27 protein-coding genes are annotated in these 24,451 nt (G+C 69.7%); 6 read left to right on the top strand and 21 right to left on the bottom strand.

Annotation, left to right across the window (positions count from 1 at the left end; translation table 11 throughout):
* Window positions 1–19: 19 nt before the first annotated feature.
* The 7 genes from CCK91_RS07835 to rpsB form a co-directional block, all read right to left on the bottom strand.
* Window positions 20–688 carry a hypothetical protein gene (locus tag CCK91_RS07835; protein ID WP_079705666.1) on the bottom strand — a complete coding sequence of 223 codons (669 nt, stop codon included), beginning with the start codon at window positions 686–688 and terminating at the stop codon, window positions 20–22.
* A gap of 75 nt (window positions 689–763) precedes the next feature.
* Window positions 764–1,321 carry a DivIVA domain-containing protein gene (locus CCK91_RS07840; RefSeq protein WP_231884326.1) on the bottom strand — a complete coding sequence of 186 codons (558 nt, stop codon included), beginning with the start codon at window positions 1,319–1,321 and terminating at the stop codon, window positions 764–766.
* 55 nt (window positions 1,322–1,376) lie between these two features.
* On the bottom strand, window positions 1,377–2,423 hold the full coding sequence (locus CCK91_RS07845; protein WP_229938583.1) for a phosphatidate cytidylyltransferase: 1,047 nt from the start codon (window positions 2,421–2,423) through the stop codon (window positions 1,377–1,379).
* A gap of 71 nt (window positions 2,424–2,494) precedes the next feature.
* Entirely contained in the window at window positions 2,495–3,049 is a 555-nt protein-coding gene (gene frr / locus CCK91_RS07850; RefSeq protein WP_086473550.1) for a ribosome recycling factor, read from the bottom strand.
* A 72-nt stretch (window positions 3,050–3,121) separates the two neighbouring features.
* On the bottom strand, window positions 3,122–3,835 hold the full coding sequence (gene pyrH, locus CCK91_RS07855) for a UMP kinase (RefSeq protein WP_056006822.1): 714 nt from the start codon (window positions 3,833–3,835) through the stop codon (window positions 3,122–3,124).
* A gap of 169 nt (window positions 3,836–4,004) precedes the next feature.
* A complete protein-coding gene (gene tsf / locus CCK91_RS07860; RefSeq protein ID WP_064295106.1) occupies window positions 4,005–4,832 on the bottom strand; it encodes a translation elongation factor Ts in 828 nt (275 codons plus the stop codon).
* A gap of 18 nt (window positions 4,833–4,850) precedes the next feature.
* Window positions 4,851–5,774 carry a 30S ribosomal protein S2 gene (gene rpsB / locus CCK91_RS07865; protein ID WP_064295105.1) on the bottom strand — a complete coding sequence of 308 codons (924 nt, stop codon included), beginning with the start codon at window positions 5,772–5,774 and terminating at the stop codon, window positions 4,851–4,853.
* A 313-nt stretch (window positions 5,775–6,087) separates the two neighbouring features.
* Between rpsB and CCK91_RS07870 the strand changes: the two genes are divergently transcribed.
* Entirely contained in the window at window positions 6,088–6,612 is a 525-nt protein-coding gene (locus CCK91_RS07870; RefSeq protein ID WP_086473551.1) for a M23 family metallopeptidase, read from the top strand.
* On the opposite strand, the gene CCK91_RS07875 is transcribed toward CCK91_RS07870, so the two are convergent.
* The 11 genes from CCK91_RS07875 to CCK91_RS07925 form a co-directional block, all read right to left on the bottom strand.
* On the bottom strand, window positions 6,585–7,514 hold the full coding sequence (locus CCK91_RS07875; RefSeq protein WP_086473552.1) for a tyrosine recombinase XerC: 930 nt from the start codon (window positions 7,512–7,514) through the stop codon (window positions 6,585–6,587). The two genes, CCK91_RS07870 and CCK91_RS07875, sit on opposite strands and share 28 nt — an antisense overlap.
* A 57-nt stretch (window positions 7,515–7,571) precedes the next feature.
* Window positions 7,572–8,912 (bottom strand): DNA-processing protein DprA, encoded by a 1,341-nt coding sequence (dprA, locus tag CCK91_RS07880; protein WP_086473553.1) that lies wholly within the window; start codon window positions 8,910–8,912, stop codon window positions 7,572–7,574.
* The gene (locus tag CCK91_RS07885; RefSeq protein ID WP_086473554.1) at window positions 8,909–10,438 is read right to left on the bottom strand and encodes a YifB family Mg chelatase-like AAA ATPase; all 1,530 of its coding nucleotides are present in this window, start codon (window positions 10,436–10,438) and stop codon (window positions 8,909–8,911) included. The genes dprA and CCK91_RS07885 overlap by 4 nt, the downstream gene beginning before the upstream one ends.
* Window positions 10,438–10,794 (bottom strand): YraN family protein, encoded by a 357-nt coding sequence (locus CCK91_RS07890; RefSeq protein WP_086473555.1) that lies wholly within the window; start codon window positions 10,792–10,794, stop codon window positions 10,438–10,440. Before CCK91_RS07890 ends, CCK91_RS07885 begins: the two co-directional genes overlap by 1 nt.
* Before the next feature lie 122 nt (window positions 10,795–10,916).
* Window positions 10,917–11,240: a DUF2469 domain-containing protein gene (locus CCK91_RS07895; protein WP_071260887.1), complete on the bottom strand. Its 324-nt coding sequence runs from the start codon at window positions 11,238–11,240 to the stop codon at window positions 10,917–10,919.
* A 12-nt stretch (window positions 11,241–11,252) separates the two neighbouring features.
* Entirely contained in the window at window positions 11,253–11,897 is a 645-nt protein-coding gene (locus tag CCK91_RS07900; protein ID WP_086473556.1) for a ribonuclease HII, read from the bottom strand.
* Window positions 11,897–12,646 carry a signal peptidase I gene (gene lepB, locus CCK91_RS07905; RefSeq protein WP_086473557.1) on the bottom strand — a complete coding sequence of 250 codons (750 nt, stop codon included), beginning with the start codon at window positions 12,644–12,646 and terminating at the stop codon, window positions 11,897–11,899. Before lepB ends, CCK91_RS07900 begins: the two co-directional genes overlap by 1 nt.
* Before the next feature lie 76 nt (window positions 12,647–12,722).
* Window positions 12,723–13,070, bottom strand: coding sequence for a 50S ribosomal protein L19 (gene rplS / locus CCK91_RS07910; RefSeq protein ID WP_056006851.1), 348 nt, complete (start codon window positions 13,068–13,070; stop codon window positions 12,723–12,725).
* 186 nt (window positions 13,071–13,256) lie between these two features.
* Window positions 13,257–13,787 (bottom strand): hypothetical protein, encoded by a 531-nt coding sequence (locus tag CCK91_RS07915; protein ID WP_086473558.1) that lies wholly within the window; start codon window positions 13,785–13,787, stop codon window positions 13,257–13,259.
* A 78-nt stretch (window positions 13,788–13,865) separates the two neighbouring features.
* The gene (locus CCK91_RS07920) at window positions 13,866–14,525 is read right to left on the bottom strand and encodes a LuxR C-terminal-related transcriptional regulator (protein ID WP_064296318.1); all 660 of its coding nucleotides are present in this window, start codon (window positions 14,523–14,525) and stop codon (window positions 13,866–13,868) included.
* The gene (locus tag CCK91_RS07925; RefSeq protein ID WP_086473820.1) at window positions 14,522–15,775 is read right to left on the bottom strand and encodes an ATP-binding protein; all 1,254 of its coding nucleotides are present in this window, start codon (window positions 15,773–15,775) and stop codon (window positions 14,522–14,524) included. Before CCK91_RS07925 ends, CCK91_RS07920 begins: the two co-directional genes overlap by 4 nt.
* A gap of 112 nt (window positions 15,776–15,887) precedes the next feature.
* Between CCK91_RS07925 and CCK91_RS07930 the strand changes: the two genes are divergently transcribed.
* On the top strand, window positions 15,888–17,393 hold the full coding sequence (locus tag CCK91_RS07930) for a PspC domain-containing protein (protein WP_165767006.1): 1,506 nt from the start codon (window positions 15,888–15,890) through the stop codon (window positions 17,391–17,393).
* A complete protein-coding gene (locus tag CCK91_RS07935) occupies window positions 17,390–17,773 on the top strand; it encodes a hypothetical protein (protein WP_086473560.1) in 384 nt (127 codons plus the stop codon). The genes CCK91_RS07930 and CCK91_RS07935 overlap by 4 nt, the downstream gene beginning before the upstream one ends.
* Window positions 17,774–17,802: 29 nt before the next feature.
* Here CCK91_RS07935 and trmD read toward each other — a convergent pair whose 3' ends face one another.
* The 3 genes from trmD to nirD are packed head-to-tail and all read right to left on the bottom strand — an operon-like array spanning window position 17,803 to window position 19,686.
* On the bottom strand, window positions 17,803–18,510 hold the full coding sequence (gene trmD, locus CCK91_RS07940) for a tRNA (guanosine(37)-N1)-methyltransferase TrmD (RefSeq protein WP_086473561.1): 708 nt from the start codon (window positions 18,508–18,510) through the stop codon (window positions 17,803–17,805).
* A 46-nt stretch (window positions 18,511–18,556) separates the two neighbouring features.
* Window positions 18,557–19,315 carry a sirohydrochlorin chelatase gene (locus tag CCK91_RS07945; RefSeq protein ID WP_086473562.1) on the bottom strand — a complete coding sequence of 253 codons (759 nt, stop codon included), beginning with the start codon at window positions 19,313–19,315 and terminating at the stop codon, window positions 18,557–18,559.
* On the bottom strand, window positions 19,312–19,686 hold the full coding sequence (gene nirD / locus CCK91_RS07950; protein WP_086473563.1) for a nitrite reductase small subunit NirD: 375 nt from the start codon (window positions 19,684–19,686) through the stop codon (window positions 19,312–19,314). Before nirD ends, CCK91_RS07945 begins: the two co-directional genes overlap by 4 nt.
* A gap of 205 nt (window positions 19,687–19,891) precedes the next feature.
* Here nirD and nirB point away from each other — a divergent pair, with 205 nt between their 5' ends.
* From nirB to CCK91_RS07965, 3 genes are read left to right on the top strand one after another with little or no spacing between them, the layout of a single operon-like run.
* Entirely contained in the window at window positions 19,892–22,495 is a 2,604-nt protein-coding gene (gene nirB, locus CCK91_RS07955) for a nitrite reductase large subunit NirB (RefSeq protein ID WP_369821877.1), read from the top strand.
* Window positions 22,496–23,275, top strand: a complete 780-nt coding sequence (gene cobA / locus CCK91_RS07960) for a uroporphyrinogen-III C-methyltransferase (protein ID WP_086473564.1) — start codon at window positions 22,496–22,498, stop codon at window positions 23,273–23,275.
* Window positions 23,272–24,435 (top strand): uroporphyrinogen-III synthase, encoded by a 1,164-nt coding sequence (locus tag CCK91_RS07965; RefSeq protein ID WP_086473565.1) that lies wholly within the window; start codon window positions 23,272–23,274, stop codon window positions 24,433–24,435. Before cobA ends, CCK91_RS07965 begins: the two co-directional genes overlap by 4 nt.
* The last annotated feature ends 16 nt before the right edge of the window (window positions 24,436–24,451 follow it).

Consider the following 24,451-nt stretch of genomic DNA (forward strand, 5'->3'; position numbering starts at 1 on the left):
TGTCGGGAAGCGGTCCCGGTCAGTACCAGCCGTTGGACTCCGAGTGGGCCCACGCGCCACACGGCGTGCTGTACCGACTCGTGATGTATCCGAGACCCCAGGTGATCTGCGTCGCGGGGTTGGTCGCCCAGTCGGCTCCGGCCGAGGCCATCTTGGAGCCGGGAAGCGCCTGCGGGATGCCCGTGGCGCCGGAGCTGGCGTTGTAGGCGTACACGTTCCAACCCGACTCGCGGTTCCACAGGGAGACGAGGCAGCTGTACTCGCCCTCGCCCCAGCCGTTGGCCATGACCATGTCGTAGGCGATGGCCTGAGCCGTACCCGGGTCGGGCGTGCCTGCCGCGGGAGCGCTGCCCGTGGACGAAGAACCGCCGCCGGTCGCGGCCGGCGTCGCCACCGGGGGCGGCGGAGGCGGAGCGACGACCTCGTAGCTGTCGCGGGCGAAGGTGTACTGGTAGTTCGAGCTCGCGACGACCGACTGCGCGGCGTTGCCACCGAACTGCGCCTGCTTCTCCGCATAGGAGGACGCCACGACACTCGAGGTCGGGTCGACCATCGTCACGGCCACGAAGCCGAACGCAGCCGTCGCGGCGAAGATCCCGAGGACCTTCTTGCCGCGAGAGCGCGGCCGACGGTAGGGCTGAACCGCCTTACCGGTGTTCGGCTGGGCTGATGGTTTCCACGGGGTCACGTCAGTTGAGTCTTGAGGCACGATGCATCGATGGTAGCCGAGAATGCCTGATCAGGCCACCTGGTCGCCCGACGCTCAGCGAACCGCCAGCATGACGTCCACGACGCTGTCGAGCAGGGCGTCGACCTGCGACTCGCGGTATCCGGCCCACTCGTTGCGGAACACGGCCGTGCGGACTCGGTCGACGTTGAGTGGTGTGCCGTCGTGGAAGTAGGCGACGAGGCGATCCGCGAGGGCGTCCACGTCCTTGCGGCTGTATCCGCGGGCGAGCAGGCTCACGCGCTGGAACCGCTGGCCCTCGGGCCTCGTCAGCCGGTTGAGGATGACCTGTGCGGTGCCGCGGGCGTCGCGGAGCCACTCCTTGGCGCCGCGCTCCTCGACCGACCGCTCCCGCTCGCGGAGCGAGAAGGCATCCTCGAGTCGCTCGAGCGCCGCGTCGACGTGCTCGGTGCTGTAGCCGCCCCGCACGAGTCGGAACGCCACGTGCCGGATGTCCTCCGCGCTCAGGATCGCGTCGGCGTCGGCATCGGTGTCCTGCCCGTAGGCGGCGCGAGCGCGGTCGAGGAACTCGTCGACCTCGGCCGGATCGTAGCCACGCTTCGAACGTTTTGAGGTGGGGAAGATCGTGCTCACCGGACCATTCTCCCCCATGAGGGGCTGATCAGGCGAAATCGGACCGATGTCGGACTCAGACCGCGAGTCCGCCGAACAGGAGGTAGACCACGTAGGCGACGACCGCCGACGGCAGGATCGAGTCGAGCCGGTCGAGGAATCCGCCATGTCCCGGCAGCCACGAACTCATGTCCTTCACGCCGATGTCGCGCTTGATGAGCGACTCCGCGAGGTCGCCGACCGTGGCACTGCCGAGGAGCAGCAGACCGAGCAGGACACCGACCCACCACGGAACACCGAGCATGAGGATCGCGAGCAGCACGCCGGCCACGACCGAGACGACCCCTGCCCCGGCGAAGCCCTCCCAGGTCTTGTTCGGGCTGATCACCGGCGCCATCTTGTGCTTCCCGAACGACAGGCCGCTCACATAGGCGCCGACGTCGACGCAGATGACGAGGATCAGGAACGCCAGCGTCCACCACTCGCCCTCGGGCTGGGCGACCAGGAACACGGCGAAGGACGCGAGGAAGGGGACGTAGACCTGGATGAACGTCCCGGACGCCAGGTCGCGGACGAGGGTGGGAAGGTCCGTCCGCTTGGAGGCGGTGGCCTGCTCGGCGACGCGCCAGACGATGACGAGCAGGATGCCGAGCAGGACGACGGACCATCGCCAGACGTCGTGGAGGAAGAACGCCGCCGGCTGCATCGCGACGGCCGAGATGACGGTCGGGATCGCCGGCACCCTGCGCCCGGTCTGCTCGAGGGCCTTCCGCAGCTCCAGCGTGGCGAACGCCACCACGGCCGAGGCCAGGACGACGAAGATCACCTTGAAGATGATCAGGCTCACGAGCATGATGCCGCCCGCGGCCACCCCGATGAGGATGGCGTTCACGAGGTTGCGGCCGACCCGCGCCTCGATGCGTTCGTTCGTCGCGTCGAACTGCGCCTTCGTCGCCTGGACCTGCCGTTCGATGTCGGCACGTTTGGCGTCGACCTGCCGCTCGAACTTCGCGCGGCGGTCCTTCAGCTGGGAACGCAATTCCTGCGAACCCGACTTGCCGGACCGGCCGGGTTCGGGCTTCGACGGATCGCTCGATCGCCCGGGAGCGACATCGTCTTCCACAGGTACCTCCAGCGGGCGTGCCGTCGGTCGAGGGACCGGTCGGCGAACGGAATCAGCGGTGGGACAGCGGCTCAGATGGAGAGCAGCTCGGTCTCCTTGGCCTTCAGCGCGGCGTCAAGGGCGTCGATGTGCGACTTCGTGACGGCTTCGAGCTCCTTCTCGCCGCGTGCGACGTCGTCATCGCCGACCTCGCTCTTGAGCGCCTCGAGGTCGTCCTTGCCCTTGCGACGGATGTTGCGGATCGACACCTTCGCGTCTTCACCCTTGCCGCGGACGATCTTGACGTATTCCTTGCGACGCTCAGCGGTCAGTTCGGGCATGGTGACCCGGATGACGGTGCCGTCGTTCGTCGGGTTGGCGCCGAGGTTCGGGATGTCGCGGATCGCCTGCTCGATGTCGCGCAGTGCGGACTTGTCGTAGGGCGTCACGACGATCGTGCGAGCTTCCTGGTTCTGCAGGGAGGCGAGCTGCGCCAGCGGCGTCGGCGTGCCGTAGTAGCTCACCAGGACCTTCTGGAACAGCTGGGGGTTGGCGCGACCCGTACGCACCGTGGCGAAGTCATCCTTCGCGGCCTCGACGGCCTTCGACATCCGGGTACCAACATCCGAGAGGACATCCGCGATCACGAGCACTCCTTTGATTGCATTACTGGGTTCAGTCTAGTCGGGCGGCGGGCCTCGGCCTGGCCGCCCTGCCGCCTAGGCGGAGGTGACGAGGGTGCCGATAGCGGCACCGCGGATGGCCGCCGTGACGTTGCCGGCCGGCTCCATGCCGAAGACGCGCATCGGCATGCCGTTGTCCATGCAGAGGCTGAAGGCCGTCGAGTCGACGACCTTGAGGCCGCGCTGGAGCGCCTCCTGATAGGAGATGGTGTCGATCTTCGTCGCCGTCGGGTCGACGCGGGGGTCGGCGGTGTAGACGCCGTCGACGCCGTTCTTGGCGACGAGGACCTCGACGGCTCCGATCTCGAGCGCGCGCTGCGCCGAGACGGTGTCGGTCGAGAAGTACGGGAGCCCGGCGCCCGCTCCGAAGATGACGACGCGACCCTTCTCGAGGTGCCGCTCGGCACGGAGCGGGATGTAGGGCTCGGCGACCTGCGTCATGGCGATGGCCGACTGCACGCGCGTGGCGGCGCCGGCCTGTTCCAGGAAGTCCTGGAGCGCCAGGGCGTTCATGACCGTTCCGAGCATGCCCATGTAGTCGGCTCGGCCGCGGTCCATGCCGCGCTGGCTGAGCTCGGCGCCGCGGAAGAAGTTGCCGCCTCCGACGACCACTGCGACCTCGACCTCGGCGGTCGCTTCAGCGATCTCGCGGGCGATGGACCCGACCACGTCGGGGTTGACGCCCAACTGGCCGCCTCCGAACGCCTCACCTGACAGCTTGAGCAGTACCCTGCGCTTCTTCTCCGGCATCCGCCTGTCCTTCCTCGTCCCTCACACAACTTAGCGCCAGGAGCCGCCCGCTGTCCGCGACAGCCGTCGACTCGCTGGCTGGATCGTCACCGATCCCACGTGCACGGGTATGCCCGCGCACGCAAAGGGGTCCGGATCGCCACTGGCGATCCGGACCCCGTCACAACTGCTACGCGCCGACCTTGAAGCGGGCGAACCCGGTCACGGTGAGGCCCGCGTCAGCGAGCACCTTCTGCACGGACAGCTTGTTGTCCTTGGCGTAGTCCTGCTCGAGGAGCGCGACCTGCTTGAAGTACGAGGTCACGCGGCCCTCGACGATCTTCGGCAGTGCAGCCTCGGGCTTGCCCTCGTTCTTCGAGATCTCGGTGACGATCTCGCGCTCCTTCTCGACCTCGTCGGCCGGGACGTCGTCGCGGCTGAGGTAGGACGGGTTGGCGAACGAGATGTGCTGCGCGATGCTGCGAGCCGTCTCCGCGTCGTCGCCCGTGTAGCCGACGACCACGCCGACCTGCGCGGGCAGGTCCTTGTTGGTCTTGTGGAGGTAGACGGCGAAGTGCTCACCGTGCACCACCGCGAGGCGGCGGAGCTCGAACTTCTCACCGATGATCGCAGCGGAGTCCGCGATGACCTCGGCGACGGTCTTGCCGTCGGCCGGAGCCGCGTTCCCCTCTTCGACGGTGGTCGCGCCGGCGGCGACGACTGCGTCGAGGACGAGGTCGGCCAGGGCAAGGAACTTCTCACCCTTCGCGACGAAGTCGGTCTCGCAGGCGAGCTCGATGAGCGTGGCGGTGTCGCCGTTCTCCTTCGCGGCGACGAGGCCCTCGCTCGTGGAGCGGTCGGCACGCTTCGCGTTGCCCTTCGCACCCTTGAGACGCAGGATCTCGGTCGCCTTCTCGACGTCGCCATCGGCTTCGACGAGTGCGTTCTTGGTGTCGACCATGCCGGTGCCGAGCTGCTCGCGCAGCACCTTCAGGTCAGCGAGAGAAAAGTTGGCCATTGCTGGTGTCCTCCTTGATTACTTCTCGTCGGCGACGACGGCGGCAGCTGCGCCCTCGGCGTCGGCGGCGGACTCGGTTGCAGCGACCTCGACGTCTTCGACAGCCGGGGCTGCCTCGACGGCGTCGGTTGCGGCGATCGCCTCATCGGCGACCTTCTCGGTCTCGGCGGAACCCTGCTCGCCACCCTGGAGCAGCTCCTGCTCCCACTCGGCGAGCGGCTCGGCCGGGGCGTCGCCCTCGGTCGGCTTCTGGTGGCGCTGGATGAGACCCTCGGCGGCGGCGTCGGCGATGATGCGCGTCAGCAGGCCGACGGAACGGATCGCGTCGTCGTTACCCGGGATCGGGTAGGTGACCTCGTCGGGGTCGCAGTTGGTGTCGAGGATGCCGATGACCGGGATGCCGAGCTTGCGCGCCTCGTCGATCGCGAGGTGCTCCTTCTTGGTGTCGACGACCCAGAGCGCCGACGGCGTCTTCGAGAGGTTGCGGATACCACCGAGCGACTTGTGGAGCTTGTCCAGCTCGCGCTTCTTGATGAGGAGTTCCTTCTTGGTGAAGCCGCTCTTGGAGGCGTCTTCGAAGTCGAGCTCCTCGAGCTCCTTCATGCGGGCGAGTCGCTTCGACACCGTCTGGAAGTTGGTGAGGAGGCCACCGAGCCAACGCTGGTTGACGTAGGGCTGGCCGACGCGCGTCGCCTGCTCGGCGATGACTTCCTGCGCCTGCTTCTTCGTGCCGACGAAGAGGATGGTGCCGCCGTGGGCGACCGTCTCCTTGACGAAGTCGAAGGCCTGGTCGATGTAGCCGAGCGACTGCTGCAGGTCGATGATGTAGATGCCGGAACGCTCGGTGAAGATGAAGCGCTTCATCTTCGGGTTCCAACGGCGGGTCTGGTGCCCGAAGTGCACGCCGCTGTCGAGCAGCTGGCGGATGGTTACGACGGCCATGAGCCGTTCTCCTGTTCTGCGCTCGCCACCGCACCGCTGACGCGGACGGGTGGGAGTGCCTCGGTTGTCTGACGGACCGGATGGCCTCGTCCCTGGTGCCCGGCGCACGTCCGCCACGCTCCGGAGAGCGAGGACCGATTGGAAGTGGTGGCCGAAATGGCACGCGTAGTCACCCCGACGAGCGAGGTGCTCCGTTCAGCATAGCATCAGGCCACCGTGATGACGGCGCTCCACAGGCCGTCCGACCACGTCCGCCTCCCCGCTCCGAAGCGCCCAACTGCCTTCGCTTTCCCGAGCCCGCCAGGCTCGGATCATGATGACCTCGATCGCGAGCCGGTTCCTCATCTCCTGCCTGGTGTTCCTCGCACCCGTGAGCACGTCTCGGGCTGCGCCGGCCTGGAGCTGGCCGATCGCTCCCCCGCACGTCGTCACCGAGCCGTTCGTCGCGCCGCCCGACCCGTACAGCGCCGGCCACCGGGGTGTCGACATCGCGGCATCGCCCGGTCAGCCGGTGGCCGCAGCAGCCGCCGGCGTCGTGACGTTCAGCGGGACGGTGGTCGACCGCCCACTCGTCGTGATCCGGCACGACGACGGACACCTTTCAAGCATCGAGCCGGTGATGGGTTCGGTCGAGGTCGGCAGCCGCGTGACCCGCGGGGCACCGATCGGGACGGTCGGCGTCGGCGGGCACTGCGCCGACAGCTGCGTGCACTTCGGGGTGCGGCTCGACGGCGTCTACGTCAATCCGATGCTGCTGCTCGGCGAGGTGCCACCCGCCGTCCTGCTCCCGCTGACCGCGACAGCGGCGGCTCAGGCCCGCGGGTGGGCGTTGCGGTAGCTCTCCTTGATGCGTTCGACGGAGACGTGTGTGTAGATCTGCGTCGTCGCGAGACTCGCGTGGCCGAGGAGTTCCTGGACCGCGCGGAGGTCCGCTCCCCCGTCGAGCAGGTGCGTCGCGGCGGTGTGCCGCAGGGCGTGCGGCCCTGCCGGACCACCACCGGGCACGGCGTCGAGGAGCCGGGCGACGAGCGTGTAGACCGCGCGCGGGCCGAGCCGCCCTCCGCGCGCGCCGAGGAAGAGGGCTGCGCCGGGCGTCGGCCCGCGGTCGTTCGCGGCTGCACGGGCGACCAGCTGCGGGCGGGCGCTCGTGAGGTAGTCGACGATTGCCGACTGAGCAGGGACGCCGAACGGAACGACCCGCTCCTTGTCACCCTTGCCCGTGACACGGACGGTGAGTCGGTCGAGGTCGAGGTCGTCCCGGTCGAGTCCGCACAGCTCGGACACGCGAAGGGCTGACGCGTAGAGCAGTTCGACGACCGCGAGGTCGCGGAGGGCGTTCGGCTCCCCCGATGCGGCGCGGTCCTCGAGCCCTGCGAGGAGGTCGTCGAACGGGCCCCGGCTGACGACGCGTGGCAGAGTCCGCCCCGTCTTCGGACTCCGGAGACGCGCCGCGACGTCCGAATCGACCCTGCCGGTGCGCAGGAGCCAGGCGCTCCAGGCCTTGGCCGTGGCCGTGCGTCTGGCGAGTGTCGCCTTGGACGAACCGGCTTCCGAGGCCGCCCAGAGCCAGTCGCGGAGGAGGTCCAGCGTCACGCCGTCGACGAGCTCGACGTCGCGTCCGGTGGCGAAGTCGGCGAGCTGCCGGAGGTCGGATGTGTAAGCGCGAACGGTCTGCGGCGACAGCCGACGCTCGGAAGCGAGGTGCTCCGAGAACCCGTCGATGCTGCTCCAGATGTCCACGTGGACAGCATGCCCCACGCCTCCGACGCCGTGGTCTTCCCCCGCCGACCGATCACCTCACGCCCGTCCCCCGACGAGCACCCACCCCCGTTCACGTTCCTCGACGACCCCGGCCAGATCGAGCGCACCGAGCAGTCCGCCGACCTCACGAGGACTCAGACCACTGGCTTTCGCAAGGGCCTCGACGGTGCGCGGCGAGCGCGCGCTCATCACATCACGGACCCGGCGTTCCTCTGGTGAGGCGAACGCCTGCGCGTCCGCGTCGAGCGCGGTCCACCCGGCGAGCTCCGCCATCTGCTCGGCATTCGTCACGCAGGTGGCGGCGTACTCACGGATCAGGCGGTGACAGCCAGCCGACGACGGACTCGTGACCGGGCCGGGCACGGCTCCGAGCGGACGCCCGAGGGACGCAGCGTGTCCGGCCGTGTTGATCGACCCGGAGCGGTCTCCGGCCTCCATGACCACCGTCGCAGCCGCGGCTGCGGCGATGAGTCGGTTCCGCTGCAGAAATCGCCATTTGGACGGCGTGGACCCGCACGGTGATTCGCTGATGACGGCTCCGCCGGACTCGCGGATCCGACGGATGAGCGCATCGTGACCGGCTGGGTACGGCCGATCGACCCCGCCTGCGAGGTAGGCCACGGTCACACCTCCGCTCCCGAGCGCGGCTCGGTGCGCGGCGCCGTCGATGCCGTACGCGGCACCAGACACGATCACGAAGCCCCGATCGACGAGCCCGGCCGCCGCCTCGAGGGTGACGTGCTCGCCGTAACCGGACGCAGCCCGGGCCCCGACCAACGCGATGGCGCGTCCTCCCGCAGGCGCGTCGGGAGAACCGCGCAGCCAGAGGGCGTGCGGCGCGTGCACACCGAGGTGGTCGAACCCCGCATGCCAGCCCGGAACGCCGGGCAGGAGTAGTCGAACGCCGACCTCGATCGCCGTCTCACAGGCGGCGACGAGGTCAGCCGAGACGAGACGGGGGCGCCAGCGTTCCAGCGCACTTCCGAGCACGCGTGAAGCGGGCATCGCGGCGGGATCCTCGGACTCGGCATCGGCAGACGTCGAGCCCGAGCCGCTGGACCACTCGCTGCCGAGGATGCGGCGCTGCAGTTCGGTCGGCCCCACCCGTTCCAGGACCGCTGAGAGCGCGCCCGCTGGGCCGAGCGCACCGACCACGAGCCCGGCGACGCCGTCACCCGGTTCAGCGATCATCGTCCAGGCTGCCCGAGCGAAGGCCGCCCGTATCCCGGCGGTGCCGACGTTCTCGTCGGCCTCTGGGACGTGCTCGGCACCTCCATCTGCGCGAGGATTGCCCGCGGCCTCGGCCGACTCCAGGCCGCCGAGTCCTCGGACGAGGCGTTCGATCAACTCGCGGTCCAAGCCGAACCACGCACTCATGAGATGCCCTTCCGCAGGAAGAGGGCGCGCCCCAAGTGCTCGGCTGTGGGGCTGCCGGCCCCGTCGAGGTCGGCGAGCGTCCAGCTCAATCGGAGGATGCGGTCGTAGCCGCGCATGGTGATCCCTCCCCGCTCGAGGGAGCGGTCCAACGCGCTGGTGACGGATCTGGGCAGCCGCATCCGAGGGCTCCTGAGCCAGGTGCCGCTCGCCTGCGCGTTCGTGGTCCAGCCGGTGCCGGCCAACCGCTCGGCACTCGCGGCCCGCACCGCTTCGACGCGGGAACGAGCCTCAGTGGTGGAGACACCGCCCTCCTGCGAGAGACTCGTCAGTGCCGAGGTGATCCGGTGCACCCGGACGCGGATGTCGATCCGGTCGAGGAGCGGCCCCGAGATCCGCCCGAGATAGCGTCGACGGGCCTGCGGTGGACAGGTGCAGACGCCGTCCGCCGTGCCGTACTGACCACAGGGGCAGGGGTTCGCAGCGAGGACGAGTTGGAAGGCGGCCGGGAACGTCGCGCTGCCGTGTGCACGATGCACGGTGATCACGCCGGCTTCGAGTGGCTGACGCAGCGAGTCGAGGACGTCGGCGCGGAACTCCGGCGCTTCGTCGAGGAAGAGCACGCCGTGCGCCGCGCGCGCAGCTGCCCCCGGCCGGATCTGGCGCGAACCACCACCGATGATCGCCGCTGCCGATGACGAGTGATGTGGGCTCTCCCACGGTGGTCGTCGGGCGAGCGTGCCGTCAGGCGGCAGACCGATGAGCGAGCGGAGGCAGCTGACCTCCACCGCGGCCTCGGGCTCGAGGTCGGGAAGGATCTCGGGGAGCCGGGCGGCCAGCATGGTCTTGCCGGCACCGGGAGGTCCGACCATCATGACGTGGTGCCCGCCGGCCGCCGCAGCGACCATCGCGTCGACCGCCTCCGGTTGTCCGACCACGTCCGCGAGATCGAGCGGGTCGGGCGTGGGTAGCCGGTCGACGCGTTGCCGGACGGGTTCGAGGTCGATCGCGGACAGTTCTGCACCGTGCCAGATGGCCGCATCGCGCAGCGAGGTCGCCCCGATCACCGTGACGCCGGGCACGAGCTGCGCCTCCTCGACATTGGCCGTCGGCACCATCACCGCGTCGTAGCCGGCGCGGGCGACGGCGAGGACGGCCGGCAGCACCCCGACGAGCGGACGGAGCCGACCGTCGAGCCCGAGCTCACCGAGATGGACGACCCGCTCGGCGGACTCCCGGCGGACCAGGCCGCCCACGGCGAGACAGGCGATCGCCATGGAGAGGTCGAAGGCGCTCCCCTGCTTGGGCAGCGACGCGGGAGACAGGTTGATCGTGAGCTTGCCACCGGGCAGCTCGCAGCCGGAGTTCGCCGTCGCACTCTTGATGCGGTGCGCGGCCTCACCGAGCGACTTGTCGGGAAGGCCGACGATCGCCATGCCCGGTACGGTCGCGGCAGCTGACGCCTCGACCTCCACGATCGCGCCCGTGAGGCCGGCGAGCGCGACCGACCAGGTGCGTGCGACGGCCATCAGGAGACTCCCCGCAGGTGCTGGAGTCGTATGTCCCCTTCGGAGGGCAGCACGATGCCGACGACGTCGACGCGCATGCGCCTCGAGCGCGGTCGGTGCTCAGCGCACCAGGCTCCGGCGAGGCGACCGATCCGGGCCAGTTTGCTCAGCGTGACCGCCTCCGCGGGATCACCGAAGCCGACGCCCGAACGCGTCTTCACCTCGACGAAGACCAGCGTGCCGTGGTCGTCCGCAACGAGGTCGAGTTCGCCCTGCGGGCATCGCCAATTGCGGTCGAGGATGCGGTATCCGCACGCCTCGAGATGATCCGCCGCCAGTTGCTCGCCGCGTCGGCCGAGCTCGTCCTTCCGTGCCATGTGCACCTCCTGGCATCCAGCCAAGCGTGCAGACGAGGCGCGTTACCCGGAGGTGAGTCTGTCGTCGACGAGCGCGTGAAGAAGCGCGCCTGTGGAGCGCTGTCGATCGCGGGGACTGCGCCCTACTCGTCGAGCGTGAGTTCCTTCGGGAGCTCGAAGTCACGCGAGGACAGCTGCTCGACGTTGACGTCCTTGAAGGTGAGCACTCGGACGCTCTTGACGAACCGGTCGGAACGGTAGACGTCCCACACCCAGACGTCGGTCATGGAGAGCTCGAAGTAGAAGTCGTTCGCCGTGTCGCGTCGCACGAGGTCGACCTCGTTGGCGAGGTAGAACCGGCGCTCGGTCTCGATCACGTACTTGAACTGACCCACGACATCGCGATACTCGCGGTAGAGGGCCAGTTCGACCTCGCGGTCGTAGTCTTCGAACTCGTCTTCGTCCATGGTCTCTCCAGTCTACGTGTAGGCGGGCAGCCAGCTGCTCCGGTGGTGGAGGGTCAGGCCGTGCTCGGAGAGGGCCGACAGATGATGCGCCGAGCCGTACCCCTTGTTGCCCTCCCACCCGTACTCCGGCAGTGCCTCGTGCAACTCGATCATCAGTCGGTCGCGGTGCACCTTGGCAAGCACGGACGCCGCGGCGACCGACGCGCAGTCCCGATCCGCTTTTACCCTCGTGGTGATGGTGAGCGGTCGCTGGAGCGCCCGGCTCAACCAGTCGCTGTTGCCGTCGAGCAGGACGGTCGATCCCGTGACGTCCGCGCCGACGGCGTGCAGTTCGAGCAGCGCCCGACGGCCGGCGAGTCCGAGGCACGCGGTGATGCCGAGCTCGTCGACCTCCGCGGGGCTCGCGAGCCCGACGGCACCGTACAACACCCACTCGCGAGCCAACGGTTCCAGGCGGGTCCTCGCTCGCTCGCTCAACAGCTTCGAGTCGCGGAGTCCCTCAGGGAACGGCCCACACGCCGGGGCGACGACCGCAGCGCCGACGGCCACCGGGCCGGCGATCGCCCCGCGGCCCACCTCGTCCATGCCGATGACCGACGGGACACCCGCAGCGAACAGTCCGTGCTCGACCTCGAGGGTCGGTTCGCTGACGGCCATCACTCCTCTTCTGGGGCGGGGATGCCCTGGAAGACGGACGGGTAGTTGTCGAGCCAGGCCCAGTTGCTGGACGGCCAGGTGATGACGAACGCGCGCCCCACGACGTTGTCGATCGGGACGAAGCCCCCACCGGGGGTGTCGCCGTTGTACCGGGAGTCCTTCGAGTTGTACCGGTTGTCGCCCATGACCCAGAGCGAGCCTTCGGGGACGACGATGTCGAACGCGTCTCCGGACACCTTCTCAGTGCCGGCCGGGAGCTTCACGTACGGTTCGTTCAGCGGCACCCCGTTGACCGTCATCTGCCCGAGGGGGTTGCAGCACGACACGTGGTCGCCCGGCAGGCCGATGACGCGTTTGATGAGGTGGTCGTCGCTGTCGGGAGCGACGAGGCCGAAGATCGACAGCACCCATTCGACGGCTGCGGTGACGGGAGGCTGCGGAGCCTCGACCGTCTGCGGGAGCCAGCCGCCCGGATCCTGGAACACGACCACGTCGCCGCGGTTCAGCGAGACCACGTCGGGGACGAGCTCGTTCACCAGGATGCGGTCCTGGATCTGCAGCGTGTTCTCCATCGACCCGGACGGGATGTAGAACGACCGTACGAGGAAGGTCTTGATGAGGAAGGAGACCAGCAGCGCGACCACGAAGATGATGAGGAGGTCGCGAAGGAAGAGCAGCGCTCCGCGTTTGCCGCGGGGGCGCTGCTGGTGGTCGGGCGACGCGTCTGCCGCCAGGGAATTGTCTGTCATTTAACCGCCTGAGCTCCCCACCAGCTTATCCGGTGGGGAGCTCAGGAATGATCGCGGACGGCGACCGGGAGGACGACTAGTTGTCGCGCTTCTCCTTGATCTTCGCCTTCTTGCCACGGAGTTCGCGGAGGTAGTACAGCTTCGCGCGACGGACGTCACCGCGGGTGACGACCTCGATGTGGTCGATGTTCGGGGAGTGGACCGGGAAGGTACGCTCGACGCCGACCTGGTAGCTCACCTTGCGGACCGTGAAGGTCTCGCGGACACCCTCGTTGGAGCGGCCGATGACGACACCCTGGAAGACCTGGATACGGGACTTGTTGCCCTCGATGATGTTCACGTGCACCTTGACGTTGTCGCCGGCGCGGAAGTCGGGGATGTCCGACTTGAGGGATGCTGCATCGACTGAGTCGAGAATGTGCATGATGATTCCATCTCTGCGACCGCCACAGGTCGACCGCTGAATACGTTCGGAAGGAAGGGTGTGCCCGATGCCGGCGTTCCCCTGTGGCAGAACTGCGGAGGCACAAACAGCAATTGTGTCATGAAAGGGCCCCGGATGGGAAACCGGGCCCCGGACGGCACAGGCGTCAGCGGTGGATACGACCGCTCAGCGGCGCTCGTCGGGCTTCGACTCCTCGATCACGATGAACTCGCCGCCGTCGATCGGACCGGGATCGAACCGCGGCTGCGGCGGGATCGCCGATCCGGGGACCGTGCCCGGACCGGCTGCAGCGGCCATGCGCTCGAACTCGGCCATCGTCTCGCGGGCGCGGCGCGCCGTCTCGGAGATGAGTTGCGCGATGACACCCCAGAAGGCGGCGAGGCCCGCGACGACGCCGAGGACCGCCCAGAGGGCGACGCCCGAGCTGAAGGAGCCGAAGCAGATGATCGTGATGTGCCAGAGCGTAAGCAGGCCGACGTCTGTCCAGGACACGAGCTTCGTCGTCCGGACGCTGGCCCTGGCGGAGATGAGGAACGCGATCGCGGCGAGCGCGATGGCGAGGATCGGCATGGCGATGAAGAGTCCGAACAGGCTCCAGCCGCTCTCGCCGAAGAGTCCCCATCCGACGAACGGCCAGGCGGGCAGCACGAAGATCGCGGCGAATCGCCAGTAGTAGAACGCCCGACGGATGATCATGTCTCTCAGGCTACCGCCGGGCTCCTGAGCGCGCACTGGTCGTTCGCTGTCGGCCGATGTCGGTCCCGGCCCGAGTGGTCAGAGGAGCTTGCGCTGCAGAGCCCAGGCGGCGAGTTCGTGGCGCGAGGACAGCTGCAGCTTGCGCAGCACGCTCGACACGTGGGTCTCCACGGTCTTCACGGAGATGAACAGCTCCGTCGCGACCTCCTTGTAGGCGTAGCCGCGGGCGATGAGGCGCATGACCTCCTGCTCACGGGCGGACAGCCGGTCGAGCTCGTCGACGGACTCCGCCGTCTCCCCCGTCACGGCACCGAAGGCGTCCAGGACGAATCCCGCGAGCCGGGGTGAGAAGACCGCGTCGCCGTCGTCGACCCGCCGTGCGGCCTCCGCGACCTCGGCCCCAGAGGAACTCTTCGTGATGTACCCACGGGCGCCGGCCCTGATCACCCGGACCACGTCCTCGGCGGCGTCCGAGACGCTGAGCGCGAGGAACCGGGTAGCAGGCGCGATCGACACCGACCCGGCGATCACGTCCGCGCCACCGCCGCCGGCACCACCCGGCAGGTGGACGTCGAGCAGCACGACCTGAGGGCGCGTCTCCCCGATCACCCGGATCGCCTCCTCCACGTCGCCGGCCTCCCCCAGCACCTCGATGCCGGGATCGAGTTCGCTGCGCAGGCCGGAACGGAAGATCGAATGGTCGTCGACGATCACGACGGTCAGTGGTCGGTCGCTCATGGTCGGCTCCTCGGAACGGTCGGGACGGGGTCGGGCTGCGGCGCGGGCGGTGCGGTGTCGTGGACGGGCAGGATGAGACGGACCTCGGTACCTCGTCCGCCGGGCCCCGAACGGATGGTCGCCTCGCCACCGATGCGCTGCATGCGGCCGATGATCGACTCCCGGACCCCGAGGCGGTCCCGCGGGACCTGTTCCAGGTCGAAGCCGGGGCCGCGGTCGGAGATCGACACCTCGATCCGCTGCGGCGCCGTCTCCAGATAGACGGAGACGTCGCCACCGGCGTGACGTGCCGCGTTGAGCACCGCCTCCCGTGCGGCGGCGAGGAGCGGCTCCGGAGCGTCGTCGATCGCACGCCCGACCGCTACGACGTCGACGCGCACCGCGTGGTCGGCCTCCACCGCGGCCGCGATGGTCCGCAGCTCGGTCGCGAGGTCGCCCGTCGGAGCAGTCCCGCCGGAGAAGAGCCAGTTCCGCAGCTCGCGCTCTTGCGCCCGCGCGAGACGGGACGCCTCACTTCCCGGACCGGCCTGCTGCTGAATGAGTGCGAGCGTCTGGAGCACGGAGTCGTGCAGATGCGCGGCGATCTCGGCGCGGTCGGCCTCGCGCATCCGCGCGGCGCGCTCGTCGGCGAGGTCGCGGTTGAGCTGGAGCGCCCACGGGGCGATGACCACGGCGACCCCGAGGAGCACGGCGATCGCTGCGACGATGACCGTCCACATGTTCGGGCGGTCACCGGTGACGAAGAACAGGAGGATGCCGAGGACGACGAGGACGAGCGCTCCGAGCACGCGGATCAGGAGGGCACGTGAGCCCTCCCCGCGACCACGCTCGCCGAACTGCCGCCACGCGAGTGCGGCTCCCGCGAGGACGACGATGACGGGGATGACGGCCTCGAGCGGGATGTCCAGCCCGGTCCGGGTCGCGATCAGCGCGGTCCCGGCCGCGAGCAGGGCGATCCCGAGCAGCACCTCCGTGATCGGCGCGCGACGGGGGCCGTCGAGGTCGCCTCCGTCATCGGTGGAGGCCGGCCGGAGCAGGTGCTCCCGGGGATCGAGCGGTGCGTCCGCGCCCTGCGTCGGCGTCATGACCCACAGCCACACGTAGAGGAGCAGGCCCGCTCCGCCGCAGCACGCGAGGATGACCGTCGCCGTCCGTACCGCGGCGACGGGGAGACCGGTGTGCTCGGCGAAGCCGGCGCAGACACCGCCGAGCAGGCGGCGCCTCGGACGGATCATCACCTCGGTTCCCATGGAGCCATCCAAGCAGTTCGGGGTGCGGTCGGCACCCTGGGACGGCAGGATCAGGGTGCACTCAGGGTCATACCGGATGGGCCCGACCCGGACGCTTCGCCAGAATCGGACCATGACGAACCACAGCACGCCGCCCACCGGAGCAGAACCGGGGACACCAGCCCCGCAGGATCCGACGACCCGCTTCTTCGACTGGTGGCGGTCCACCGGTCTCCGTCGCTCGAGCGACTCGTGGCTCGGCGGTGTCGCCGGTGGTGTCGCGGCCCGGCTCGGCCTCGATCCGATGATCGTGCGCGGAGCCCTCATCGTCATCGCGATCCTGGGCGGGCCGGTCCTCTTCGTCTACGCCGCGGGCTGGGCGCTCATCCCCGACCAACAGGGTCGGATCCACCTCGAGCGTGCGATCCGGGGCGTCTTCGACCCGGCGATCGTCGCGATCGGCATCCTCGCGGTCCTCACCGTCGTGCCGTTCATGCGCGGCCTCTGGTGGGACGGCGTGCCGCATGCGTGGAACCTGCCGGGGTGGCTGGAGTCGACCATGACCGCCGGTTGGGTGATCGCCTTGGTCGCCGCGGCGGTCTGGCTGATCGTGATGTTCTCCCGCCGCGACCCTGGGCGGGCGACTCCACCTGAGACACCGCCGCAGCGCGACCCGTGGACCAGCGACGCCTCGATCCCGAAGCCGACGGCACCATCGCCCACGGCCTCCCCCGCGGGCCCTACCGGCCCGGCCCCGGCGTCCCCCGGTGCCGCGAACCCGGTGTCGCTCGCGAAGGCCGACGGTTCGCCTGGTGATGCGAGCGCGACCGTCCCACTCCCTGGAGCCACCACCGCCACCGCGTGGAACGGAGCTCCGAGCCACCAGCGCGGCTGGACGAGTCAGGAGTTCCGGGATGAGATGAGCCGCCAGCGAGCCGAGCAGCAGGCCGAGCGCGAGACGAAGGCTCGAGAGCGTCGTGCGCAGCGTCCTGGAGCGGCCTTCGTGGCCATCACCCTCGGGCTGGCACTGCTCGCCGGTGCCGGCGCGGCCGTCATCGCGGCGAGCGCCGGGTTCTCGATCCCGGTCGTCGTGGTCATCGGGCTCGCCGCAGCGCTCGGTGCGCTCGCTGTCGCGACGATCGTCGCAGGCATCAGCGGACGGGAGAGCGGCTGGCTCGGACTGTTCACCTGGGCCGCCGTGATCTCCTTGCTCGCCACCGGGGTGTTCCCCCTCGGCTCCTCCTTCCTGCCGGTCGGACGCACGACCTGGACCGTGACGTCGACGGATGCGGACGACCGACGCGGCTACGTGATGATCGCCGGCCAACCCACGCTCGACCTCGGCGAGCTCGCCGACGACGACGCCTTGCGCGGTGGCACGATCGACGTGTGGATCCTCGCAGGAGAGGTCGACGTGCTCATCCCCGAGGACGTGCCGGTGATCGTCGAGTTCTCAGCGATCGCGGGCACCCTCGAGACGGGACGCGATGGTCGGGACCGGACGGACCGCCGCGGCGGAGCCCTCTTCCAGGATGAGGCACGGTACGGACGTACGGCGTCAGGAGACACGACGCGGGTACGGGTGTGGACGGTCGCCGGCAGCGCCGTCGTGACCGAGGAAGCGGAGGCGGGACGATGAGCGAACAGGACGACCGGACCGGAGCGACGAGCATGTCGTTCCCAGTCGACGCGGCGACGGAATCGGCTCCGTCGGCGACCGATCAGACGGCCGCCGTGGAGTCGGACGACACGCGACCGACCACTGCACAGCCGGCCACAGCGCCGACGGCCGGTGAGCCGAGGGCCGATGTCGGCACGACGGATCGAGGTGGTCGGGCGCCGCGCTTCGGCACGATCCTCTGGGGTGTGCTCCTGCTCGTCTTCGCCGGGGCCATGCTCGTCACCAATCTCACCGAGGTGCGCATCGACCCCCTGGGGTGGATCACCGGGGCGATCATCGCGACCGGGGCCGTCCTCGTCGTCGCCGGCATCGCCGCCGCCGTGCGACGTCGGCCCTGACAACCGTCACGCACAGGACCCCGGCGCGCTCAGGCGTCGGGCCCGTCAGCGGGCAGCAGATCCGGGCGGACCTCGCGGGTCCGCTCGATCTGCTGCTGACGACGCCAGGTGGCGATCGCACCGTGGTTGCCGCTCAGCAGCACCGGCGGTACCGGGAGTCCTCGCCACTCGGCGGGCTTCGTGTAGCTCGGGTACTCGAGGAGCCCGTCTTCGTGCGACTCCTCGACCAGACTCTCGGGGTTGCCGACGACCCCCGGGACGAGCCGACCGATCGCCTCGATCATCGCCATCACGGCGACCTCTCCCCCGTTGAGGACGTAGTCGCCGAGGCTCACCAGGCGGACCCGCGCTCGGCTGGCGGTGTGGTCGAAGACGCGGTGGTCGATGCCCTCGTACCGGCCGCAGCCGAAGACGAGGTGCGGCTCGGCCGCGAGCTCGCGGGCCATGGCCTGCGTGAACACCTCACCCGCAGGAGACGGGAAGATGACGAGCGGCTCGTCCTCGGTGTCGTCACCCAGGATGCCGTCGAGCGCCTCACCCCAGGGCTCCGGCTTCATGACCATGCCGGCTCCCCCGCCGTACGGGGTGTCGTCGACGGTGCGGTGACGGTCGTGCGTCGAATCCCGCAGGTCGTGGACGTCCAAATCGATGAGCCCGCTCTGCTTCGCCTTGCCGAGCAGCGAGAGGTCCAGGGCATCGAAGAAGGTCGGGAAGATCGTGACGATGTCGATGCGCATGAGGAGCAGTCTATTCGCGCGACGGTCGTCGTCCCGGTCGCGTCGGTCAGCCCGACAGTCCGGCCGAAGCCTCCTCGTAGCGGTCGACCACGAGGTCGACGATGCCGGGATCGGGAACCTCTCCGAGGTGGAGGAGCGGCGGCGTCACGAGGTCCGCTCCCGCCTCCTCGAGCAGCCTCGCGAAGTAGCCGGGCGCCAGCAGGTAGGTGGCGATGATGACCCGCCCTCGCGGTCGGCTCGTTCGCGCCGCCGCCACCGCGTCGGGCACCGACGGCTGAGCCGCGGAGACGAACGCCGTCTCGACCGGCACACGCAGTCGCGATTCCAGCCGACGTCCCATGTCGACGCAGTCGGCGACGGCCCTGGCGTCGGTGGACCCGGCCGCTCCGAGCACGATCCGATCATCGGGCGTCACGTGCAGCGCCTCCAGTCGCCTGGCGAGGACCGTCACGAGGCGGTCGTCCGGTCCCATCGCCCGCCCGAGTGCCGTCGGCCGATCCGTCGCCTCGAGGTCCTCGACGAGGTCGACGTGGACGTGGAACCCCGCGGACAGGAGCAAGGGCACGACCACCGCGGGCCGCTCGGGCTCGATCGAACCGAGGGTGGCCGGGACGTCGGGCTGCTGGACGTCGACGAAGCCGCCGGCGACGTGGAGGTCGGCACGCGCCCGTCCGACGGCGTCGACGAGCGCGGCGACGGAGGCCTGTCCGATCGGGCAACTCGTCCCGTGGGACACGGCCAGGAGCGCCGGACCCGTCCGCGGACGCGTCTGCAGGCGGCGAACCGCGGCCTCGAGCAGGGTCATGCGTCCTCCCCCAGCTCGATCTCCACGAAACCGCCCACGATGCGGGTGCGGAAGGTCTGGAGGAAGAGGTTCGGGTCGGTGAAGCACTCACCCGTGCCGAGGTCGTACACCTGCTTGTGCAGCGGTGACGCGATCGTCGGTCGCTCCCCTCGGGAACCGACGATGCCGCGAGCCATCACCGGCGCGTCCGTGTGCGGGTCCCGATGGTCGACGGCGTAGACCTCATCGGCCCCGATACGGAACACCGCGATCTGCCGGGCTCGGAGCAACGCCACCTCGCCCCAGGAGAGCTCGAGGTCGTCGATGGCGCAGACGCGTCGCCACTCGGCGAGCGCCGTCCGCCCGGTGTGCTCCTGCATCGTGATGCTCATCGTCGGCCTCCTGGTCGTGCGTCGGAGCACCGACGCTACGGGTGGGGTGTTTCGTCGGATCACCCGTGACGTTTCCGTGAGGTGAAACCGACCTCACATCCGCCCGGGCGTCGTGTGCGGTCCTGGACGCGTTCGGGACACATGCGGGCAACGGTCCGGAAACGCCGCGTCAGTACGCTCGCTGGAACACGAGCCGAGGGGGCCCATGATGATCGATCCCACCGCAGGAGATCTGCCGCGTCGCGTCGTCGTGGTCGGTGGCGGCCCGGCCGCGCACCGTCTGGTCGACGCCCTGCACAGTCGCGATGCCGGGCGCACGATGCACATCACGGTCGTCTGCGAGGAGCTCCACCGTCCCTACGATCGTGTGGCGCTGAGCAAGCGTCTCGACGATGCGGCGATCGACCTCACGCTCGCGCCGACGGGCGTCTGGGACGAGCAGCACGTGTCGCTCCTGCTGGGCGAACGCGCCGAGCGGATCGACCGCGAGGCCCGGACGGTGCACACCTCCCTGGGGCGGGTCGTCGCGTACGACGAGCTGGTCCTGGCGACCGGCTCCTCGGCCCCGGTGCCCGAGATCGATGGTTCGGAACACGCCCTCGTCTACCGGACGATCGACGACGTGGACCTGCTGGTGTCGGAGATCGAGCGAATCGGCTCCCTGCGAGGTCGTCCCGCCCGGGTGATCGTCGCCGGCGGCGGGTTGCTCGGGCTCGAGGCTGCCGGTGGTGCGGCACGGCTCGGTGCCGAGGCGAGCGTCGTGCACTCCGGGTCGTGGCTCATGTCCGCCCAGCTGGACGAGGGAGCCGGTCGAGCCCTCGGGCGCATCATCGGCGGCCAGGGCATCGGTCTGCACCTGGGGACGAGGCCCCGGTCGATCCTCGTGGACGAGCAGGGCGGTGTCTCGGGCGTGAAGTTCTCGAGCGGCCAGCAGGTCGACGTCGACATCGTGGTGTTCGCGATCGGTATCCGCGCCAGGGACGAGCTGGCCCGCGATGCCGGGATCGAGCTCGGTGACCGCGGCGGTGTCGTGATCGGGACCGACTGCAGGACGTCTGCGCCTGGTGTCTGGGCCATCGGCGAGGTCGCGTGCTTCGACGGTCGATGCACCGGTCTCGTCGCGCCGGCGAACGCGATGGCCGAGGTCGTCGCGGATCGGCTGCTCGGTGGCCAGGCGGAGTTCACGATCGTCGACGACGCGACGAAACTCAAGCTCTCCGGTGTCGACGTCGCGAGTTTCGGCGACGCACTCGCGCGCACCGAGCACAGTCTCGAGATCGTGTACGCGGACCCGGCGCGCGGGCTGTACCAGAAGCTCGTCATGACGGACGACGCCAAGACCCTCCTGGGCGGGGTCTTCGTCGGCGACGCCTCGCCCTACGCCTCGCTGCGTCCGCTCCTCGGCGCTGAGCTGTCGAGTGAGCCGGCCGCCTACCTGTCGGCCTCAGGGATCGAGGCACCGGCCGGGGACGAGCTCCCCGACGCAGCGCTCGTCTGCGCATGCAACGCCGTCACCGCGGGGACCGTCCGCGACGCGATCGCGGGCGTGCACGGCGAGGCGTGCACCGAGCTGGGGGCCCTCAAGACCTGCTCCCGTGCCGGGACCCAGTGCGGCTCCTGCGTCCCGCTCGTGAAGAAGATCCTCGAGACGGAGCTGACGAAGTCCGGCATCGCCGTCTCGCGGGCACTCTGCGAACACTTCGAACTGTCCCGCCAGGAGCTGTTCGAGACCATCCGGGTGCTCGGCCTCACCTCCTTCGACGAGATCCTCGCGCGCTACGGCACCGGCCGCGGCTGCGACGTGTGTAAGCCGGTGGTCGGTTCCATCCTGGCCAGCCAGCAGGGTGGGTACATCCTCGACGGCGGTCGGGGGACGCTGCAGGACACGAACGACCGTGCGCTCGCGAACATGCAGAAGGACGGCACCTACTCCGTGGTCCCCCGGATCCCCGGTGGCGAGATCACACCGCAGAAGCTCGCGGTGATCGCGCAGGTCGCCACCGACTACGGGCTGTACACGAAGATCACGGGCGGTCAACGCATCGACCTGTTCGGCGCGCGCCTCGAACAGCTGCCCGACATCTGGCGCATCCTCGTCGACGCCGGCTTCGAGTCCGGACAGGCGTACGGGAAGTCGCTCCGCAACGTGAAGAGCTGTGTCGGCTCCAGCTGGTGCCGCTTCGGCGTGCAGGACTCCGTGGGCATGGCGGTCCACCTCGAACTCCGGTACCGCGGCCTCCGGGCACCGCACAAGTTCAAGTTCGGGGTCTCGGGGTGCGCGCGCGAGTGCGCCGAAGCACGTGGCAAGGATGTGGGGATCATCGCCACCGAGCAGGGCTGGAACCTGTACGTCGGCGGCAACGGAGGGTTTCAGCCGACCCACGCGCAGCTCCTCGCCGGAGACCTCGACGACGAGACGCTCATCCGGTACATCGACCGCTACCTCATGTACTACATCCGGACGGCGGATCGACTGCAGCGCACCGCCAGGTGGATGGAGGATCTCGACGGCGGACTCGACCACGTGCGGGAGGTCGTCGTCGAGGACTCGCTCGGACTCGCCGCCGAACTCGAACAGGCCATGGCCGCCCATGTGGACGGGTACGAGGACGAGTGGGCGGCGACCCTCGCCGACCCGGAGCGCCTCCGCCGGTTCCGGTCCTTCGTCAACGAGCCGGGCGACGCCGAACCGCGACTCGCGCGGGTCGCGGAGCGAGGCCAGTACCGGCCCGCGACGACGGAGGAGATCGAGCGCGGCGAGGCCGTCTATCTCGCAGGGCCTACCATTCCAGTGAGGGAAGGGGCATAGATGTCGGGTCCAGGCAGGGTCACGCTCGTCGGCGGCGGACCGGGCGATCCCGCGCTGCTGACCGTCGCCGCCGTCGAGGCCCTCCGCGACGCGGACGTGGTCCTCTACGACCGGCTCGCACCCCACGACGCCCTCCCCGAGCTCGCCCCGAACGCGCTCCTCGTCGACGTCGGCAAGCGCCCCGGCCATCACCCGATCGGCCAGGACGGCATCGAGACGGTCATGGTGCGACACGCGCTCGACGGCGCGGCGGTCGTCCGGCTCAAGGGAGGCGACCCGTACGTCTTCGGGCGCGGCAGCGAGGAAGTCCTGGCCTGCCACCGCGCGGGCGTCCCCGTCCGCGTGATCCCTGGCGTCTCGAGTTCCGTCGCCGTGCCCGCGGCGGCAGGCATCCCCCTCACCCACCGGAATCTGAGTCACCTCTTCACCGTTGTCAGCGGTCACGCGCCGCTCTCCGACGAGGAACACCGTCACCTCGCCGGACTGGGCGGGACGATCGTCGTCCTCATGGGCGTCGGCACGCTGCCCTCAATCTCCCACGGGCTCCTCACCTCGGGGCTCGCCGCCGACACCCCTGTCGCGATCATCGAGCGCGGCTACAGCGAGACCCAGCGCACCACCGTGGCAGACCTCGGGACGATCCTCCACGTCGCCGCAGCCGCCGGTGTGCGGTCACCGGCGGTCATCGTGATCGGCCACGTCGTCGCCTTCGCCTTCGACGGTGACGCCGAGGCCTCGGAACTGCTGGCGCGGGCCGAACGTCTGGGGGCATCGGCGTGACCGACACCACCCCGCCGGCCGCTGACGCCGGCCCGGACGTCACGACCCCGGTTCCGGGATTCCGCGCGGACCAGCTCGAGGGCTTCCGGATCGGGGTGACGAGCGACCGTCGATCGCAGGACCTCATCGACGCCTTCGAGCGGCGCGGTGCCACCGTCGTGCACGCACCGACCCTCCGGATCGCGCACGCACAGCATGACGAGCCCCTCATCGACGACACCCGCGACATCATCGCCGCACGCCCCGATGTCCTGCTCGCCACGACCTCGTACGGCATCCGACGGTGGTTCGAGGTCGCGGACGCCGCTGGACTCGGCGACGAACTCCTCGAAGCGCTGGCCGAGACGGCCATCCTCGTCCGTGGGCCCAAGGCACGCGGTGCCATCCGAGCGGCCGGCCTGAACGACGTGGGCATGAGCGACCGCGAGACCACCGCCTCCCTCGTCGACAAGGTCGTCGCCGACTACCCGGCTGGTCTCCGCGTCGCCGTTCAGCTCCACGGGTACACCGACGAGCGCCAGCTCGAACGGCTCCGTGCCGTCCACCAGGAGGTGCACACGGTCGCCCCGTACCGGTGGACGGACCCCGACGCGACCGACGAGCGCGTGCGGCGACTCGTCGAGGCGATCGTGAGCGGCTCGCTCGACGCGGTCACCTTCACGAGTGCCCCGTCGGTCGTCGCCCTGTTCACGGCCGCGGAAGCACTCGGTCAGGAGGACGCCGTCGTCGACGCCTTCCGTCGCGACGTGCTGTGCGCAGCGGTCGGCCCGGTCACGGCGGCCCCACTGCTCGCTCAGGACATCCGGCCCATCGTCCCCGAGCGGTTCCGCATGGGGGCGCTCATCCGGCTGCTGTGCGAACACCTCGAGCAGCACGCGATCCTCCGAGCCGAGACGCTGCACGGCCCGATCGCCATCCGTGGCGCCATCGTGGAGCTGCCCGGGTCCAGGGTCCGGCTCCCCCCGAACTCCCTCGCGCTCCTCCGCGCCCTGGTCCGCGCGAACGGAGCCGTCCTCTCGCGCTCCGCACTGGCCGACGCGCTGCCCGCAGCCGCGGACCATCACGCGCTCGAAGTGCAGATGAGCCGCCTCCGCCAGACGCTCGGCGTCCCCGGACTCATCAACACGATCGTCAAGCGCGGCTACCGCCTCGACGTCTGACGGCGGCCGGTCCGGT

The sequence above is a fragment of the Plantibacter elymi (nom. nud.) genome (assembly GCF_900177795.1).
Classification (GTDB): domain Bacteria; phylum Actinomycetota; class Actinomycetes; order Actinomycetales; family Microbacteriaceae; genus Plantibacter; species Plantibacter elymi.

Coding starts and splice junctions, on each gene's coding strand:
- CCK91_RS07890 (WP_086473555.1), bottom strand. CDS start 10,794: ATGGCACGGAAGGACGAGCTCGGCCGACGCGGCGAGCAACTGGCGGCG.
- dprA (WP_086473553.1), bottom strand. CDS start 8,912: ATGAGTGCGTGGTTCGGCTTGGACCGCGAGTTGATCGAACGCCTCGTC.
- CCK91_RS07895 (WP_071260887.1), bottom strand. CDS start 11,240: ATGGACGAAGACGAGTTCGAAGACTACGACCGCGAGGTCGAACTGGCC.
- nirB (WP_369821877.1), top strand. CDS start 19,892: ATGATGATCGATCCCACCGCAGGAGATCTGCCGCGTCGCGTCGTCGTG.
- CCK91_RS07900 (WP_086473556.1), bottom strand. CDS start 11,897: ATGGCCGTCAGCGAACCGACCCTCGAGGTCGAGCACGGACTGTTCGCT.
- CCK91_RS07930 (WP_165767006.1), top strand. CDS start 15,888: ATGACGAACCACAGCACGCCGCCCACCGGAGCAGAACCGGGGACACCA.
- pyrH (WP_056006822.1), bottom strand. CDS start 3,835: ATGCCGGAGAAGAAGCGCAGGGTACTGCTCAAGCTGTCAGGTGAGGCG.
- CCK91_RS07885 (WP_086473554.1), bottom strand. CDS start 10,438: ATGGCCGTCGCACGCACCTGGTCGGTCGCGCTCGCCGGCCTCACGGGC.
- tsf (WP_064295106.1), bottom strand. CDS start 4,832: ATGGCCAACTTTTCTCTCGCTGACCTGAAGGTGCTGCGCGAGCAGCTC.
- cobA (WP_086473564.1), top strand. CDS start 22,496: ATGTCGGGTCCAGGCAGGGTCACGCTCGTCGGCGGCGGACCGGGCGAT.
- CCK91_RS07915 (WP_086473558.1), bottom strand. CDS start 13,787: ATGATCATCCGTCGGGCGTTCTACTACTGGCGATTCGCCGCGATCTTC.
- CCK91_RS07945 (WP_086473562.1), bottom strand. CDS start 19,315: ATGACCCTGCTCGAGGCCGCGGTTCGCCGCCTGCAGACGCGTCCGCGG.
- CCK91_RS07935 (WP_086473560.1), top strand. CDS start 17,390: ATGAGCGAACAGGACGACCGGACCGGAGCGACGAGCATGTCGTTCCCA.
- trmD (WP_086473561.1), bottom strand. CDS start 18,510: ATGCGCATCGACATCGTCACGATCTTCCCGACCTTCTTCGATGCCCTG.
- rpsB (WP_064295105.1), bottom strand. CDS start 5,774: ATGGCCGTCGTAACCATCCGCCAGCTGCTCGACAGCGGCGTGCACTTC.
- lepB (WP_086473557.1), bottom strand. CDS start 12,646: ATGACAGACAATTCCCTGGCGGCAGACGCGTCGCCCGACCACCAGCAG.
- CCK91_RS07920 (WP_064296318.1), bottom strand. CDS start 14,525: ATGAGCGACCGACCACTGACCGTCGTGATCGTCGACGACCATTCGATC.
- CCK91_RS07925 (WP_086473820.1), bottom strand. CDS start 15,775: ATGGGAACCGAGGTGATGATCCGTCCGAGGCGCCGCCTGCTCGGCGGT.
- rplS (WP_056006851.1), bottom strand. CDS start 13,070: ATGCACATTCTCGACTCAGTCGATGCAGCATCCCTCAAGTCGGACATC.
- nirD (WP_086473563.1), bottom strand. CDS start 19,686: ATGAGCATCACGATGCAGGAGCACACCGGGCGGACGGCGCTCGCCGAG.
- CCK91_RS07870 (WP_086473551.1), top strand. CDS start 6,088: ATGATGACCTCGATCGCGAGCCGGTTCCTCATCTCCTGCCTGGTGTTC.